The organism is Streptomyces cellostaticus (genome assembly GCF_001513965.1).
Taxonomy (GTDB): domain Bacteria; phylum Actinomycetota; class Actinomycetes; order Streptomycetales; family Streptomycetaceae; genus Streptomyces; species Streptomyces cellostaticus.
On the sequence record NZ_KQ948049.1, the window covers coordinates 4,957 to 19,582 of the forward strand.

Below are 14,626 nucleotides of genomic sequence, written 5' to 3' on the forward strand. Positions count from 1 at the left end.
CGTCACCGAGGCGGGCCCGGCCTTCCAGGGCACCATCAAGTCGGCCGTCGCCTTCGGCGCCCTGCTCTCCCAGGGCATCGGCGACACCATCCGCGTCTCCCTGTCGGCGCCCCCCGCCGAGGAGGTCAAGGTCGGCCTCCAGATCCTGGAGTCGCTGAACCTCAAGCAGCGCGGCCTGGAGATCGTCTCCTGCCCGTCCTGCGGCCGCGCCCAGGTCGACGTCTACAAGCTCGCCGAAGAGGTCACCGCCGGCCTGACCGGCATGGAGGTTCCGCTGCGCGTCGCCGTCATGGGCTGCGTCGTCAACGGCCCCGGCGAGGCCCGCGAGGCCGACCTCGGCGTCGCCTCCGGCAACGGCAAGGGCCAGATCTTCGTCAAGGGCGAGGTCATCAAGACCGTCCCCGAGTCCAAGATCGTGGAGACCCTCATCGAGGAAGCCATGAAGCTCGCCGAGCAGATGGAGTCCGAGGGCATCACCTCCGGCGAGCCCTCGGTTTCGGTGGCGGGCTGAGCTGTAGCGCCCCAAGGGGCGCGGGGAACTGCGCGAGCAGCCACAACGGACCGGCACTCGCCGACGAACCACAGCCCCCCGAGCTAGGAAGCGCACCGCCAAAGCAGCGCAGCTATAGTGCGGGGATCAGCAGAACCCCAGGGTGAGGCCCCGCACGTGTTGACCCAGACCACCTCACGGGTGCTCGATCCGAGCGACCTTGACGCCGCGCTCGCCGTCCTCGACCGCGAGCCGGTCGCGAACGCCTTCGTGACCTCCCGGGTCCAGATCGCGGGCCTCGACCCGTGGCGCCTCGGCGGCGAGATGTGGGGCTGGTACGAGGACGGCATGCTCACGTCCCTGTGCTACGCGGGCGCCAACCTCGTCCCCATCTGCGCCACCCCGCGGGCCGTCCGCGCCTTCGCCGACCGGGCCCGCAGGGCCGGCCGCCGCTGCTCCTCCATCGTCGGCCCCGCCGAACCCACCACGGCGCTGTGGCGCCTGCTGGAACCGCACTGGGGACCGGCCCGCGAGGTCCGCGCTCACCAGCCTCTGATGGTCACCGACCGCATGCCCGCCGACATCGCCCCGGATCCCTACGTCCGCCGCATCCGCAAGGACGAGATGGAGACGATCATGCCGGCGTGCGTGGCGATGTTCACCGAGGAGGTCGGCGTCTCCCCGATGGCCGGGGACGGCGGCCTGCTCTACCAGGCCCGCGTCGCCGAGCTCGTGGGCTCCGGCCGCTCCTTTGCCCGCATCGACGAACACGGCAAGGTCGTCTTCAAGGCGGAGATCGGCGCGGCGACGGCCCAGGCCTGCCAGATCCAGGGCGTGTGGGTCGCCCCCGAGTACCGGGGGAGGGGTCTGGCGGCGCCCGGCATGGCAGCGGTCCTGCGCTACGCCCTGGCGGATGTCGCCCCGGTGGTCAGCCTCTACGTGAACGACTTCAACACGGCGGCGCGCAGGACGTACCGGCGGGTGGGGTTCCAGGAGGTCGGCGCGTTCATGAGCATCCTCTTCTAGGAGCTCCGGGGGCGGCCCGTTTCCTCGGTGGTGGCCGGCAGGAGGCTCAGGAGCTGCTTCGTGTGGCCGGGCAGCTCCACTTCCGCGAGGCCCGTGATGAGGTCCCTGAGCGGCATGGGCTGGTCGACCAGGAGCGTGTCGTGGGACAGGAGCAGGCTGGGGACCAGCGTGTCGAGTTCGGCCTCGCTCAGCATCGGCCCGCCGAGTGCGCACAGGGCGTCCGCCTGGATACTGATGCGGTCCCGGAGCCCCGCGTTGCCGCCGGCGAGCGCGATGGCGCGTTCGATGGTCCAGGTGTCGAGCGCGATGCGGTTGTCGTACGTGGTCTTCGCCCCGGCGGTGACGGAGGAGACCGCGGCGAGGGTGGCGGCGTTGACGAGGGCGACGTGCGCGAGGATCTGGTCGGCGTTCCACTCGCCGGGCGGCGGGGCCGGGCTCGGGTCGCCGGAGTCGGCCACCGTGGCGGCGGCGTCCAGCAGGGCGCGGTAGGCGTTCCGGAGCGGGGTGGTGTCCATGACGTCTTCTTCTTTCTGCCGTTCTGCCGTTTCAGCCGTGCGCGCGGTACATCTCCCAGGGCGCCTGCGGGAGGACCTCGCCGGTCTCCAGCAGTGACTTGAGGTTGGCCAGCACGGCCGGCCAGCCCTGCGAAATCCCGTTGAACATCGCCTGGTTGGCGAGGTTCTCGTGGGTGACGGTGAGGCGGACGATGTCGTGGTGCGGCTCGACGAGGAAGGTGACGACCGACGGTTCCCTGGGCCGTTCGGCGTCGGGTGCGTCTTCGAAGGTGATGACCAGGCGCGTCGGGGGTTCGGCCTCGAGTACACGGCCGACGACGTCGACGGCGCCTGATCCGTCGACGCGCCGGTGCTCCCAGGACGAGCCCGGCTGCCAGTCCGAGACGTTGGCGTGTCCCCAGTAGCGCGCCGTCAGGTCCGCGTCCGTCAGGGCCTGCCACACCTGCTCGGCGCTTGCGCGGATGTAGGTGACGTAGACGTAGGTCGGTACGGATGTGGGTGCGTCGGCCATGGCGTACTCCTCTGCCTGGTTCCTGATGGCACTGAGCGCTTGCAGGCGGGGCTTGTCGAACTCCGAGATCCAGCGCTCCTCGATCTCGTGGATGGGCGCCGGGTTGAGGTAGTGGAGCCGCTCCCGTCCGCGCCGTACGACGGTCACGAGGTTGGCCTGCTCGAGAAGGTCGAGATGCTGTGTCGCCGACTGGCGTGTCATGGCCAGGCGTTCGCACAGCTCGCGCAGCGTCTGGCCGTTGTGCTCGCGCAGACGGTCGAGCAGGAGGCGCCGGGTGGGGTCGGCCAGCGCCTTGAAGACCGAGTCCATCGCTCTTGCTTCGTGGCTCACACTCCGATTATGCAGGCAGTTACCTGCATAATGTCAAACGGTACGTTCCCTGCTGCTCACGAGCTCGCCCCCGTGCCGGGCAGCAGGCCGCGGTCACGGCCACGCCGACCGCCCACGCGGCGGGCCGGAGTGCGGCCGACCCGGCGGGCCGGTCCGGCATCCCGGGCAGCCGAGCCGGTGTCGATGCCCACGCTCCGACCGGGGACCCGGTGAACCCCGGCAAGGGCGGCGGCGGGATCGGCAACTCCGGAGGCCGGGGTGAACGCGACCTGCTGCCGGCGCGCTGCCCAGTGGTCGAGGGCCTGTGCGGACTCGGCCGGCCGGGGCCCGTCCACGTGGGCCGGCCGGGCTCGGACCCCGTGACCGGTGCGGATCACTCCGTGGGTGGCACCGGCCGCGGCCACCCCGTCTCCGGCACCGCACGCCAGCCCGCTCCCGCACCTCGCGCGCGAAGCACCCGAGCGGGCGCGGATCCCCGAGCGCCCTGCGCCCCGGGGTCTGACGAGCGGGCCCCGGGTCGAGCCGTGCCCGTAGGCAGGGCCCTGGACCGTGGTCATACCGGTCCCGGTGCCCGGTCTGTGACCGCCGCCTCCCCTGTACGCTCCCCCGCATGGACGTCGTGATCGGCCCCCTGGACCTATCAGCCCACGTGGACGAGGCCTTGGCGGTCCAGGCCCTCGCCTTCGGACTCGGCCCCGACGAGGTGGCCGTACGCCGCCAGATCGTCCAGCGCCACATGCAGTACCCGGGTGCGCGCGCCCTCGGCGCGACCAGCGCAGGGCTCCTCGTGGGGTTCGTGTACGGCATGCCCAACTCCCGCACCCACTGGTGGTCCACGGTCGTGGAGCCCTACCTGCGCGCCCGGGACAACGACTTCTGGCTGGACGACTCCTTCGTCATCACCGAGCTGCACGTCCACCCCGGCCACCAGAACCGCGGCATCGGCCGCCGCCTGATCACCACGATCACCGACGGCGCCACCGAACCCCGCTCGATCCTCTCCGCGATCGACACCGACAGCCCGGCCCGCGGCCTCTACCACTCCCTCGGCTACGTCGACCTCGCCCGCCAGGTCCACTTCCCGAGCGCCCCCAGGCCGTACGCCGTGATGGGCGCCCCCCTGCCGCTGCGCCGGAGATAACCGATTTCCACCGGCACAGCCAGCCCGGCTAACCTCCTAGCCACCACCCTTACCCGGCAGGAGTACGAGAACCATGGCGAACGCACCGGTCCAGCGCATGTCCCAGTTGATGGCGAAGACGCTGCGCGACGACCCGGCGGACGCCGAGGTCCTCAGCCACAAGCTCCTCGTCCGGGCCGGCTACGTCCGCCGTACCGCGGCCGGCATCTGGTCCTGGCTGCCGCTCGGCATGAAGGTCCTCGGCAACGTGGAGCGGATCGTCCGCGAGGAGATGGACGCCATCGGCGCCCAGCAGGTCTCGCTCCCCGCCCTGCTCCCGCGTGAGCCGTACGACGCGACCGGCCGCTGGGACGAGTACGGCCAGGAACTCTTCCGGCTGAAGGACCGCAAGGGCGGCGACTACCTCCTCGGCCCCACCCACGAGGAGATCTTCACCCTCCTGGTCAAGGACCAGTGCACGTCCTACAAGGACCTGCCCGTGATCCTCTACCAGATCCAGAACAAGTTCCGCGACGAGGCCCGCCCCCGGGCCGGCATCCTGCGCGGCCGCGAGTTCCTGATGAAGGACTCGTACTCCTTCGACCTGGAGGACGAGGGCCTGGCCAAGTCCTACGCGCTGCACCGCCAGGCGTACCAGAACATCTTCGACCGCCTCGGCCTCGACTACCGCATCTGCGCGGCCACCGCCGGCGCGATGGGCGGCTCCAAGTCCGAGGAGTTCCTCGCCCCGGCCGAGGCCGGCGAGGACCTCTTCGCGGACTGCCCGAACTGCGACTTCGCCGCCAACACCGAGGCGATCGGCTACGAGCTGAAGCCGGTGGACGGCTCCGCCGTGCCGGCCGCCGAGGACATCCCCACCCCGGACACCCCGACCATCGAGACCCTGGCTGCCCACCTCGGCGTCCCGGCCTCCGCCACGCTGAAGAACCTGCTGGTCAAGGTGGACGGCGAGATCATCGCCGTCGGCGTACCCGGCGACCGCGAGGTCGACCTGGGCAAGGTCGAGGCGCACTTCGCCCCGGCCGCCGTCGAGCTGGTCACCGCCGAGGACTTCGTCGGCCGCCCCGACCTGGTCCGCGGCTACGTCGGCCCGCAGGGCCTGGGCGAGAAGGTCAAGTACATCGCCGACCCGCGCGTGGCCCCCGGCACCGCCTGGATCACCGGCGCCAACAAGGAGAACACGCACACCAAGAACGTCGTCGCCGGCCGTGACTTCGAAGTCGGCGAGTACGTGGACGTCGTGGTCGTGCAGGACGGCGACCCCTGCCCGAAGTGCGGCACCGGCCTCAAGCTGGACCGCGCCATCGAGATCGGCCACATCTTCCAGCTGGGCCGCAAGTACGCCGACGCCCTCAAGCTCGACGTGCTCGGCCAGAACGGCAAGCCGGTCCGCGTCACCATGGGCTCCTACGGCGTCGGCGTCTCCCGTGCCGTCGCCGCGATCGCCGAGCAGACCGCCGACGAGCAGGGCCTGTGCTGGCCCAAGGAGGTCGCCCCGGCCGACGTGCACGTCGTCGCGGCCGGCAAGGCGCTGCAGACCGAGCTGGCGCTCGACGTCGCCGGGAAGCTGGCCGCCGCGGGCGTCCGCGTCCTCGTCGACGACCGGGCCGGTGTCTCCCCGGGCGTGAAGTTCACCGACGCCGAGCTGATCGGCGTGCCGCAGATCCTGGTCGCCGGCCGCCGCTCCGGCGAGGGTGTGCTGGAGCTGAAGGACCGCAAGACCGGTGAGCGCGAGGAGCTGACGGTCGAGGAGGCCATCGCCCGCCTGACGGCGCAGTAAAGGAAACCCTCAGAGAATTCTCCCGGGGCCTGAAGCTGCCTCACAGGGTTCTCTCAGGCCGTCCCCCGACCGTAGGACGTGACACGGCGTCACGATCACTACGGGAGGGGAACGGTCATGCACACCAGGGAGCGGGGTGCCGCGGCAGCGGTCCGCAGCGGGGCCCGGCGGACAGCGGCCGTCGCGCCGGCGGTCACGCTGTCGGCGGCCGCCGGGATGTTCGCCCTGATCGGCACGGTGCACTCGGGTGCCGACACGACGGCGAGCACCGGCACCGGTACCAGTACGGGGCGACTCCACTGAGAGCCTCCAGTCCTCGGACGGTCTCACGTCCTCCTCCGGCGGCTCCGCCGACGCCACCTCGGGGTCGTCGTGAGGACCGCCGCCGCTTTGGCGCGCCCTGGCACCACCGTCCGCCTGGTCGTCACCGACCCGGCCCTGCTGGACTCCTGCACCCTGCTCCTGGCCCGCCACCTCGCCGAGGCCGACGCGGCGTGCAGCCGCTTCCGCACCGACTCCGAGCCGACGGCCCTCGACAGGGCGAGCCCGCGGGCCGCAAGGACCGCACCTGGCTCAGGTGTCCCCCCATCTCGTCCTGGACGGGCTCCAGGCGGCGGCCGCCGCCATCGGCGCGGGCGAGGCCTTCCTCGCGGTCGAGGACGGCACCTCCTGGCTGGAGACCGCGCTCGCCCAGCGGCACCACCCGCTGCCCGTGACCGTCGTACGACTGCCCCGCAGGTTCCTCGCCGGGCAGGCCTCGGCCCTGGCTCGGTACGTCTCCGGCGGCCCCGCCCTGCCCATGCACCCCGACCCGCCGGTCCGCGAGCGCGGAGTGCGCCGGGCGCCGACCCTGGTCCGGAACGTCGAGACCCTGGCCCGCCTCGCCCTGATCGCCCGCTACGGGGCCGACTGGTTCCGCGCCGGGCAGCGCGCTGTGCACACTGCACGTGCCGGGGCGTGAAGTCAGGGTCGTGGAGGCCCCGTTCGGGATGCCGCTCGGCCGGCTGCTGCCGTTGGAGGGCACGGCGGCCGTCCTCGTCGGCGGCTACCACGGCACCTGGATCCCGTCCGCAACGGCGGCCCAACTCCCGCGTGCTTGCCGCTCTCCCTGTCGATCGCTGCGGCCTCGCCGAAACGGCCCGTGTCCTGCGCTACGCCTGGTGGCGGGGCGCGGCGCCTGCCACCACCCGACGGCACGGTCCGCCTCGTCCGCAGCGCGCTGACCGTCTTCACCGCCCAACTCGACGCCCACACACAGGGGTTGTGCACGGCGACCGACGCCAGGCCCCTGCTGCCCGTACCCGAGGAGACGCGCTGACATGGACGAGCGCATCCACATCGACTGGACCGCCTGCCAGGGCCACGGCCTGTGCGCCGAACTGCTCCCCGAGCACATGACCCTGGACGAGTGGGGCTACCCCCTCGTCGACGGCGACCCGCTGCCGGCCCCGCACGGTGAAACGGGCCCGCAGGGCGGCGGCGGACTGTCCGGTACCGGCGCTCAAGCTCACCGCTTCCTAGAGCCAGCTCGCGAACTCCAGCAACAGCTCCGCATCCTTCGGCCGCCCGACCCGGAGGGCTCGCACACCCGACTCCACAGCCCGGAACAGCGTCCACCCGCGCAGCCGCTCCAGATCCACGTCCAGCGACTCCGCGAGCCGCTTGATCCGCCGCCGGGTGGTGGCCGCTCCCGACGGCGTCGCGATCAGATCCTCCACCCGGTCCCGCACCAGCCGTGCCAGATCGAACGCACACTCGCCGACGACCGGATCCGGCCCCACCGCCAGCCACGGCATCCGCTCCCCGGCCAGCACCTTGCTCTGCCGGAACGTGCCGTGCAGCAACCTCTGCTCGGGCGGCGAAGCCAACAACTCCTCGCGCGCCGCAAGCGCCGCAGCCACCAACGGCGCCGCCTCCGGCTCGGCCAGAGCACTCGCCCGCATCGCCTCCGCCTGGCGCCCGGTCCGCTCCGCCACCGTCTCAAACACCTGCCCGGCCGGCGGCTCCACCCACAGCCGCCGCAGCGTCCCCGCGGCCTCCAGCAGGGCCTTCGCCTCCGGCAGCGACCGCACCGACACGTCCGGATGCAGCCGCTCCAGCAGCAGCACCCCCTCGGCGGCGTCCTCGACGTGCCCGGGATCCGTTGCCAGCAGTTGTACGGCGCCCAGGCCGGCCCAGTGCGCCAGCGCCGCCCGTTCGCTCTCCGGGCGGGCCCGGGGCGGGGCCAGCTTCAGCACGGCGGGGCTCCCGTCCGCCCGCCGGACCAGCACCACCAGGCTGCTGCGCCCGCCGGGCACCTGGAGCCGTTCCACGCTCAACTCGCGCCGGGCGACCGCCCGCTCGGCCGCCTCGGGCAGCCGCGCCAGCCAGTCGTCCCCGGCCGGTGCCGTCTCACCGAGCGCCCGCACCAGCCGCTGGGGCGGTTCGAAAGCCATGCGCGAGTTGTTCCCTTCCTCCTGGGCCTGCCGTAGGGCGGCTACGCGGTCACGTCGTCGGGGACGCCGAGGTACGGGGTCCGGCCGCACCTGCTTCGTCACCGGCCCGCTCGGCGAGCCCAGGGAAGGCTACGCTCTCCCCGCTCCAGCGCACCGCCCGCACCGCGGCCTCGCGCAACGCCCCGGCGGCCGAGCCGCGCCGCTCGCCCGCCGCCGCCCGCACCAGGTCCGAGTACACCCCGGCCACCCGCTCCTCCAGCTGGGCCGCCAGCCGCACCGCGGAGGCCGCGTCCGGCACCGGGAACGGCAGCGCGTAGGCGGCACTCGCGGCGACCGGCTCGCCGCCCAGGTCACGCACCTCGCGCACCAGCGCGTCCCGGCGGGCCCGGTGGGCGTCGTACGCCGCCCGGGCCTCGGCCCGCCGCCGCCCGTCGATCCGCCCGCCGACCACGCCGTACCCGTACACCGCCGCGTGCTCGGCCGCCAGCGCCGCCTGCAGCGCGGTCAGCTCGGCCTTCTTCGCCTCGTCGCTCACTTGGCCCCCTCGGTCAGCAGGTACGCGTGCGCCGCCCCGGCCGCCGCCACCGAGGCCATCAGCCGGGCCAGCTCGCCCTCCACGTCCAGCAGGGCCTTCGCCCGCCGGTCGGCGAGGGTGCGCTCGGCGGCGGCGAGCTCGGCCAGGGCGTCCTTCTCGGCGGCGGGCACCGCCGACGGGGGCGCCGAAGACGCCGTGGAGGCCGTAGGGGAGGGGGACTTCGTGGCCGCGGCGCCGCCGAACGCCTCCGCGTGCGCCGCGACCGTGGCGCGCAGCGGCCGCAGCCGCCCGGCCAGCGCCGGATGGGTGGCGAGCACCGCGTCGTACCGCTCCAGCAGCCCCGCGCTGTCCCGGGCCGCACGCGCGCGTACCCGTGCGGTCACCGATGGGGTGCCGCCACCGTCCGCGGAGTCCGGACCGGCCGAGCAGCCCACCAGCAGGGCGGCCCCGGCGGCCGAGGCGAGCAGGGATCTTCTGCGCGGCCCCGAGGGGGTACGCGGCGGCGGGGGGTACGGCACTGCAGACGTCCTCGGGGCACTCGTACGAAAGGAAGACCGGCAACGGGCGGCACGCCCGTGATCACCGTACCCGCGCGCCCCGCGCACACCACTCACCGGCACCGCGCGTACACAGGTGGACGGCAACACTCCCCGCGACCGGATACCCTTTGACCAGACACGCGACCCATCCCACAACAGCACACGCGGCCGAGGAGTCACCCGGATGAGCACCACCCAGAGCGAGAGGCTGCGAGAGCTGCTGGAACCGCTCGTCACCTCCCAGGGGCTGGATCTCGAAGAGATCGTCGTGGACTCCGTCGGACGCAAGCGGGTGCTGCGCGTGACCGTCGACTCCGACACCGGAGCGGACCTGGACCGGATCGCCGATGTGAGCCGCGCGCTCTCGGCGAAGCTGGACGAGACCAACGCGATGGGCGACGACGCGTACGACCTGGAGGTCGGAACCCCCGGCGCGGAGCGCCCCCTCACCGAGCACCGGCACTTCGTGCGTGCCACCGACCGGCTCGTGAAGTTCCAGCTGGCCGAGGACGGCGAGCTGGTCGCCAGGATCCTGACGGTGGACGAGGAGGGCATCGACGTCGAGGTGCCCGGGGTCAAGGGCCGCAAGGCGACCGCCCGCAGACTCGGCTTCCCGGAGATCGCCAAGGCGCGCGTGCAGGTCGAGTTCAACCGCAAGGACAAGAAGGACATGAAGGAAGAGGAGGAGGCGTAGCCGTGGACATCGACATGAGCGCCCTGCGGGGCTTGGTTCGGGAGAAGGAGATCTCCTTCGACCTGTTGGTCGAGGCGATCGAGTCGGCCCTCCTCATCGCCTACCACCGCACCGAGGGAAGCCACCGCCACGCGCGCGTGAAGCTCGACCGGGAGTCCGGGCACGTGGTCGTGTGGGCGAAGGAAGACCCCGAGGACCTCGAAGAGGGCCAGGAGCCCCGGGAGTTCGACGACACCCCGTCCGACTTCGGCCGTATCGCCGCCACCACCGCCAAGCAGGTCATCCTGCAGCGGCTGCGCGACGCCGAGGACGACGCGACGCTCGGCGAGTACGCCGGCCGTGAGGGCGACATCGTCACCGGCGTGGTCCAGCAGGGCCGCGACCCGAAGAACGTGCTCGTGGACATCGGCAAGCTGGAGGCCATCCTGCCGGTGCAGGAGCAGGTGCCGGGCGAGTCGTACCCGCACGGCATGCGCCTGAGGTCGTACGTCGTCCGGGTCGCCAAGGGCGTGCGCGGCCCATCCGTGACCCTCTCCCGTACGCACCCCAACCTGGTGAAGAAGCTCTTCGCCCTGGAGGTGCCGGAGATCGCCGACGGTTCGGTCGAGATCGCGGCGATCGCCCGCGAGGCCGGCCACCGCACCAAGATCGCCGTACGGTCCACCCGCCAGGGCCTGAACGCCAAGGGTGCCTGCATCGGCCCCATGGGCGGCCGGGTGCGCAACGTGATGGGCGAGCTGAACGGCGAGAAGATCGACATCGTCGACTGGTCGGACGACCCGGCCGAGATGGTGGCGAACGCGCTGTCACCCGCCCGGGTGAGCAAGGTGGAGGTCGTGGACATGGCCTCCCGCTCCGCCCGGGTGACCGTGCCGGACTACCAGCTGTCGCTGGCGATCGGCAAGGAAGGGCAGAACGCCCGGCTCGCAGCCCGGCTGACCGGCTGGCGGATCGACATCCGTCCGGACACGGAGCAGCCCGGGGAGCGCGCCGGGGAATAGATCTCGGCCGTGCGCCGCTGAGATCGCGACAGCCTGCAGCAAGCAACTGTTCGACTTTTCCCCCGGAGGGGTGAGGTCGGTACGGGGAGGTAGACTAAGGAGTGTCTGGCCGGACGCGAGCCCGCGCATGCCCTGAACGCACCTGTGTGGGGTGCAGGCAGCGAGCGGCCAAGGACGATCTGCTGCGCACCGTGGCGGACCGGGAGCAGTGCGTTCCCGATCCTCGCGGTACGCTGCCCGGCCGGGGTGCCTATGTACACCCCGACTCGGTCTGTCTCGACCAGGCGGTACGCCGCCGGGCGTTCCCACGGGCGCTGCGTGTCCCGGGACCGCTCGACATAAAGGCGTTGCGTCAGTACGTCGAGCAGACGGACAGTGGCTGAGCAGGCAGCACAGCAAGAAAGCGAGCCGTACGGAACCCGCCGTACGGCCTGGTACCTCGCGAGTCGAAAGCAGGTCGAGATTGCGATGAGCACTCGATGAGTACGCGATGAGTACGCCCATGAACTAGCGACGGTCCGGCTTCCCCGGACCTCAGAGGAGCGAAGTGGCTAAGGTCCGGGTCTACGAACTCGCCAAGGAGTTCGGTGTCGAGAGCAAGGTCGTCATGGCCAAGCTCCAGGAACTCGGTGAATTCGTCCGTTCGGCGTCTTCGACCATCGAAGCGCCCGTAGTACGCAAGCTGACCGACGCCTTCCAGGGTGGCTCCGGCAAGTCCGCCGGCAAGTCCGCCCCGCGCAAGGCCGCCCCCAAGCCCGCCGCGCCCTCTCCGGCGCAGGCGGCTCGTCCGGCTGCCCCGAGGCCGCCGGCTCCCAAGCCTCCGACGGCCCAGCAGCCCGCCGCCCCGGCGGCGCCTGCGACCCCGTCGGCCCCGCTGACCCCCACGCCGGGCCCGCGCCCGGTTCCGGGTCCGAAGCCCGCGCCCCGTCCGGCCCCGGCAGCCCCGGAGTTCACCGCTCCGCCGGCCGCTCCGGCCGCGCAGGCCCCGCAGGCTCCGGCCGCCCAGGGTCCGCGTCCCGGCGCCCGTCCGGGTGCTCCGAAGCCCGGCGGCCGTCCGGCCGGTCCCGGTCAGGGCCAGGCGGCCCGTCCGGGCCAGGGTGGCCAGCGTCCCGGTGGTCAGGCTCCGCGTCCCGGTGCCCGTCCGGCCGGTCCGCGCCCGGGTAACAACCCCTTCACCTCCGGTGGCTCCACCGGCATGGCGCGCCCGCAGGCGCCCCGCCCGCAGGGCGGTCCGCGTCCGGGTGGTCCCGGTGCTCCCGGCGGCGGTCCCCGTCCGCAGGCGCCCGGGGCCCAGGGTGGAGGTCCGCGTCCGCAGGCTCCGGGCGGTTCCCGTCCGTCGCCGTCCGGCATGCCCCGTCCGCAGGGCGGTCCGCGTCCCGGCCCGGCCGGTCCGCGTCCGAACCCCGGCATGATGCCGCAGCGTCCCGCTGCCGGCCCGCGTCCCGGCGGCGGTGGCCCCGGCGGCCGCGGTCCCGGTGGCGGCGGCGGTCGTCCCGGTGGTGGCGGCGGTCGTCCGGGTGGCGGCGGCTTCGCCGGTCGTCCGGGTGGCGGCGGTGGCGGCTTCGCAGGCCGTCCCGGCGCTCCCGGTGCCGGCGGCGGTGGCGGCTTCGCCGGCCGTCCCGGTGGTCCCGGCGGTGGCGGCGGTGGCCGTCCCGGCTTCGGTGGCCGTCCCGGTGGTCCCGGTGGCCGCGGTGGCACGCAGGGCGCCTTCGGTCGTCCCGGTGGTCCCGCACGTCGCGGTCGCAAGTCGAAGCGGCAGCGTCGCCAGGAGTACGAGGCCATGCAGGCCCCGAGCGTCGGCGGCGTGATGCTGCCGCGCGGCAACGGCGAGACCATCCGTCTCTCCCGCGGCGCGTCGCTCACCGACTTCGCGGAGAAGATCAACGCCAACCCGGCGTCCCTCGTCGCGGTCATGATGAACCTCGGCGAGATGGTCACGGCCACGCAGTCCGTCTCCGACGAGACGCTGCAGCTCCTGGCGGGCGAGATGAACTACACGGTTCAGATCGTCAGCCCCGAGGAGGAGGACCGCGAGCTGCTCGAGTCCTTCGACATCGAGTTCGGCGAGGACGAGGGTGACGAGGAAGACCTGGTGGTCCGTCCGCCGGTCGTCACCGTCATGGGTCACGTCGACCACGGTAAGACCCGACTGCTCGACGCCATCCGCAAGACGAACGTCATCGCGGGCGAGGCCGGCGGCATCACCCAGCACATCGGTGCCTACCAGGTCGCGACCGAGGTCAACGACGAAGAGCGCAAGATCACCTTCATCGACACCCCGGGTCACGAGGCGTTCACCGCCATGCGTGCCCGTGGTGCGAAGTCGACCGACATCGCGATCCTGGTCGTCGCGGCCAACGACGGCGTCATGCCGCAGACGGTCGAGGCGCTCAACCACGCCAAGGCGGCCGACGTCCCGATCGTCGTCGCGGTCAACAAGATCGACGTCGAGGGCGCCGACCCGACCAAGGTGCGCGGTCAGCTGACCGAGTACGGCCTGGTGGCCGAGGAGTACGGCGGCGACACCATGTTCGTCGACATCTCCGCCAAGCAGGGTCTGCACATCGACTCGCTGCTGGAGGCCGTGGTCCTCACCGCGGACGCCTCGCTCGACCTGCGGGCCAACCCGGCCCAGGACGCGCAGGGCATCTCGATCGAGTCCCGCCTCGACCGCGGCCGTGGTGCCGTGGCGACGGTCCTCGTCCAGCGAGGCACGCTGCGGGTCGGCGACACGATGGTCGTGGGCGACGCCTACGGCCGAGTCCGCGCCATGCTCGACGACAACGGCAACAATGTCGCCGAGGCGGGCCCGTCGACGCCGGTCCAGGTCCTGGGCCTGACCAACGTCCCGGGTGCGGGCGACAACTTCCTGGTGGTCGACGAGGACCGTACGGCCCGTCAGATCGCCGAGAAGCGCGCCGCCCGCGAGCGGAACGCGGCCTTCGCCAAGCGCACGCGCCGTGTCTCGCTCGAGGACCTGGACAAGGTGCTCAAGGCCGGCGAGGTCCAGCAGCTGAACCTGATCATCAAGGGTGACGCTTCTGGTTCCGTCGAGGCTCTCGAGTCCTCCCTGCTCCAGCTGGACGTCGGCGAAGAGGTCGACATCCGCGTCCTGCACCGCGGTGTCGGTGCGGTCACGGAGTCGGACATCGACCTGGCCATGGGCTCCGACGCCATCGTGATCGGCTTCAACGTCCGTGCGGCCGGCCGCGCGGCGCAGATGGCCGAGCGCGAGGGTGTGGACGTCCGGTACTACTCGGTCATCTACCAGGCGATCGAGGAGATCGAGGCGGCCCTCAAGGGCATGCTCAAGCCGGAGTACGAAGAGGTCGAGCTCGGTACGGCGGAGATCCGCGAGGTCTTCAAGTCGTCCAAGCTGGGCAACATCGCCGGTGTCCTCATCCGCTCGGGCGAGGTCAAGCGCAACACCAAGGCGCGCCTCATCCGCGACGGCAAGGTGGTCGCGGAGAACCTCAACATCGAGGGTCTGCGTCGCTTCAAGGACGACGTCACCGAGATCCGCGAAGGCTACGAGGGTGGTATCAACCTCGGAAACTTCAACGACATCAAGGTCGACGACGTCATCGCGACGTACGAGATGCGGGAGAAGCCGCGGGCGTAATGCCTAC

At 72.2% G+C, this 14,626-nt stretch carries 17 protein-coding genes and 1 pseudogene; 12 read left to right on the top strand and 6 right to left on the bottom strand.

The window, feature by feature from the left end:
• A partial coding sequence (locus AQI88_RS37400; RefSeq protein ID WP_159050490.1) for a flavodoxin-dependent (E)-4-hydroxy-3-methylbut-2-enyl-diphosphate synthase occupies positions 1-511 on the top strand: 511 nt, incomplete at its 5' end.
• Positions 512-667: 156 nt separating this feature from the next.
• Positions 668-1,516: a GNAT family N-acetyltransferase gene (locus AQI88_RS37405; RefSeq protein ID WP_067008789.1), complete on the top strand. Its 849-nt coding sequence runs from the start codon at positions 668-670 to the stop codon at positions 1,514-1,516.
• Here the strand turns inward: AQI88_RS37405 and AQI88_RS37410 are convergent.
• From AQI88_RS37410 to AQI88_RS37420, 3 genes are all read right to left on the bottom strand, one after another.
• Positions 1,513-2,031, bottom strand: coding sequence for a hypothetical protein (locus AQI88_RS37410; protein WP_067008792.1), 519 nt, complete (start codon positions 2,029-2,031; stop codon positions 1,513-1,515). The genes AQI88_RS37405 and AQI88_RS37410 overlap by 4 nt on opposite strands.
• Positions 2,032-2,062: 31 nt before the next feature.
• Positions 2,063-2,851, bottom strand: a complete 789-nt coding sequence (locus tag AQI88_RS37415; RefSeq protein ID WP_067008796.1) for an ArsR/SmtB family transcription factor — start codon at positions 2,849-2,851, stop codon at positions 2,063-2,065.
• A 77-nt stretch (positions 2,852-2,928) separates the two neighbouring features.
• On the bottom strand, positions 2,929-3,276 hold the full coding sequence (locus AQI88_RS37420) for a hypothetical protein (RefSeq protein ID WP_067008799.1): 348 nt from the start codon (positions 3,274-3,276) through the stop codon (positions 2,929-2,931).
• A 206-nt stretch (positions 3,277-3,482) separates the two neighbouring features.
• Here AQI88_RS37420 and AQI88_RS37425 point away from each other — a divergent pair, with 206 nt between their 5' ends.
• From AQI88_RS37425 to AQI88_RS48135, 6 genes and pseudogenes are all read left to right on the top strand, one after another.
• Positions 3,483-4,013, top strand: coding sequence for a GNAT family N-acetyltransferase (locus AQI88_RS37425; protein WP_067008803.1), 531 nt, complete (start codon positions 3,483-3,485; stop codon positions 4,011-4,013).
• A gap of 73 nt (positions 4,014-4,086) precedes the next feature.
• Complete coding sequence (locus AQI88_RS37430; RefSeq protein ID WP_067008806.1) at positions 4,087-5,793, top strand: proline--tRNA ligase; 1,707 nt, start codon at positions 4,087-4,089, stop codon at positions 5,791-5,793.
• A gap of 117 nt (positions 5,794-5,910) precedes the next feature.
• Positions 5,911-6,096: a hypothetical protein gene (locus AQI88_RS46270; protein ID WP_067008809.1), complete on the top strand. Its 186-nt coding sequence runs from the start codon at positions 5,911-5,913 to the stop codon at positions 6,094-6,096.
• Between the two features lie 274 nt (positions 6,097-6,370).
• Entirely contained in the window at positions 6,371-6,754 is a 384-nt protein-coding gene (locus AQI88_RS48125) for a hypothetical protein (RefSeq protein WP_067008812.1), read from the top strand.
• 180 nt (positions 6,755-6,934) lie between these two features.
• Positions 6,935-7,111 carry a hypothetical protein gene (locus tag AQI88_RS48130; protein ID WP_244184508.1) on the top strand — a complete coding sequence of 59 codons (177 nt, stop codon included), beginning with the start codon at positions 6,935-6,937 and terminating at the stop codon, positions 7,109-7,111.
• A 1-nt stretch (position 7,112) separates the two neighbouring features.
• Positions 7,113-7,178 (top strand): annotated as a pseudogene (locus tag AQI88_RS48135) (ferredoxin); the annotation flags it as partial.
• A 132-nt stretch (positions 7,179-7,310) separates the two neighbouring features.
• Here AQI88_RS48135 and AQI88_RS37445 read toward each other — a convergent pair.
• Genes AQI88_RS37445 through AQI88_RS37455 form a run of 3 tightly spaced genes read right to left on the bottom strand, consistent with a single transcriptional unit; the run spans position 7,311 to position 9,281 of the window.
• Positions 7,311-8,228, bottom strand: coding sequence for an aminoglycoside phosphotransferase family protein (locus tag AQI88_RS37445; protein ID WP_067008815.1), 918 nt, complete (start codon positions 8,226-8,228; stop codon positions 7,311-7,313).
• A gap of 49 nt (positions 8,229-8,277) precedes the next feature.
• Positions 8,278-8,763 carry a ferritin-like domain-containing protein gene (locus tag AQI88_RS37450; RefSeq protein ID WP_067008819.1) on the bottom strand — a complete coding sequence of 162 codons (486 nt, stop codon included), beginning with the start codon at positions 8,761-8,763 and terminating at the stop codon, positions 8,278-8,280.
• Positions 8,760-9,281 carry a hypothetical protein gene (locus tag AQI88_RS37455; RefSeq protein WP_067008822.1) on the bottom strand — a complete coding sequence of 174 codons (522 nt, stop codon included), beginning with the start codon at positions 9,279-9,281 and terminating at the stop codon, positions 8,760-8,762. Before AQI88_RS37455 ends, AQI88_RS37450 begins: the two co-directional genes overlap by 4 nt.
• A gap of 205 nt (positions 9,282-9,486) precedes the next feature.
• On the opposite strand from AQI88_RS37455, the gene rimP reads away from it, so the two are divergent.
• The 4 genes from rimP (at position 9,487) to infB (ending at position 14,619) form a co-directional block, all read left to right on the top strand.
• On the top strand, positions 9,487-9,996 hold the full coding sequence (gene rimP / locus AQI88_RS37460) for a ribosome maturation factor RimP (RefSeq protein ID WP_067008825.1): 510 nt from the start codon (positions 9,487-9,489) through the stop codon (positions 9,994-9,996).
• A 2-nt stretch (positions 9,997-9,998) separates the two neighbouring features.
• Positions 9,999-10,997, top strand: a complete 999-nt coding sequence (gene nusA, locus AQI88_RS37465) for a transcription termination factor NusA (RefSeq protein ID WP_067008828.1) — start codon at positions 9,999-10,001, stop codon at positions 10,995-10,997.
• 101 nt (positions 10,998-11,098) lie between these two features.
• Entirely contained in the window at positions 11,099-11,380 is a 282-nt protein-coding gene (locus AQI88_RS44120; protein ID WP_079058055.1) for a YlxR family protein, read from the top strand.
• Between the two features lie 164 nt (positions 11,381-11,544).
• Positions 11,545-14,619: a translation initiation factor IF-2 gene (infB, locus tag AQI88_RS44125; RefSeq protein WP_079058056.1), complete on the top strand. Its 3,075-nt coding sequence runs from the start codon at positions 11,545-11,547 to the stop codon at positions 14,617-14,619.
• The last annotated feature ends 7 nt before the right edge of the window (positions 14,620-14,626 follow it).

Excerpts from the sequence above, each read along its gene's own strand:
- AQI88_RS37410 (WP_067008792.1), bottom strand. The coding sequence starts at position 2,031 with ATGGACACCACCCCGCTCCGGAACGCCTACCGCGCCCTGCTGGACGCC.
- AQI88_RS37415 (WP_067008796.1), bottom strand. The coding sequence starts at position 2,851 with ATGGACTCGGTCTTCAAGGCGCTGGCCGACCCCACCCGGCGCCTCCTG.
- AQI88_RS37425 (WP_067008803.1), top strand. The coding sequence starts at position 3,483 with ATGGACGTCGTGATCGGCCCCCTGGACCTATCAGCCCACGTGGACGAG.
- AQI88_RS37430 (WP_067008806.1), top strand. The coding sequence starts at position 4,087 with ATGGCGAACGCACCGGTCCAGCGCATGTCCCAGTTGATGGCGAAGACG.
- AQI88_RS46270 (WP_067008809.1), top strand. The coding sequence starts at position 5,911 with ATGCACACCAGGGAGCGGGGTGCCGCGGCAGCGGTCCGCAGCGGGGCC.
- AQI88_RS37445 (WP_067008815.1), bottom strand. The coding sequence starts at position 8,228 with ATGGCTTTCGAACCGCCCCAGCGGCTGGTGCGGGCGCTCGGTGAGACG.
- rimP (WP_067008825.1), top strand. The coding sequence starts at position 9,487 with ATGAGCACCACCCAGAGCGAGAGGCTGCGAGAGCTGCTGGAACCGCTC.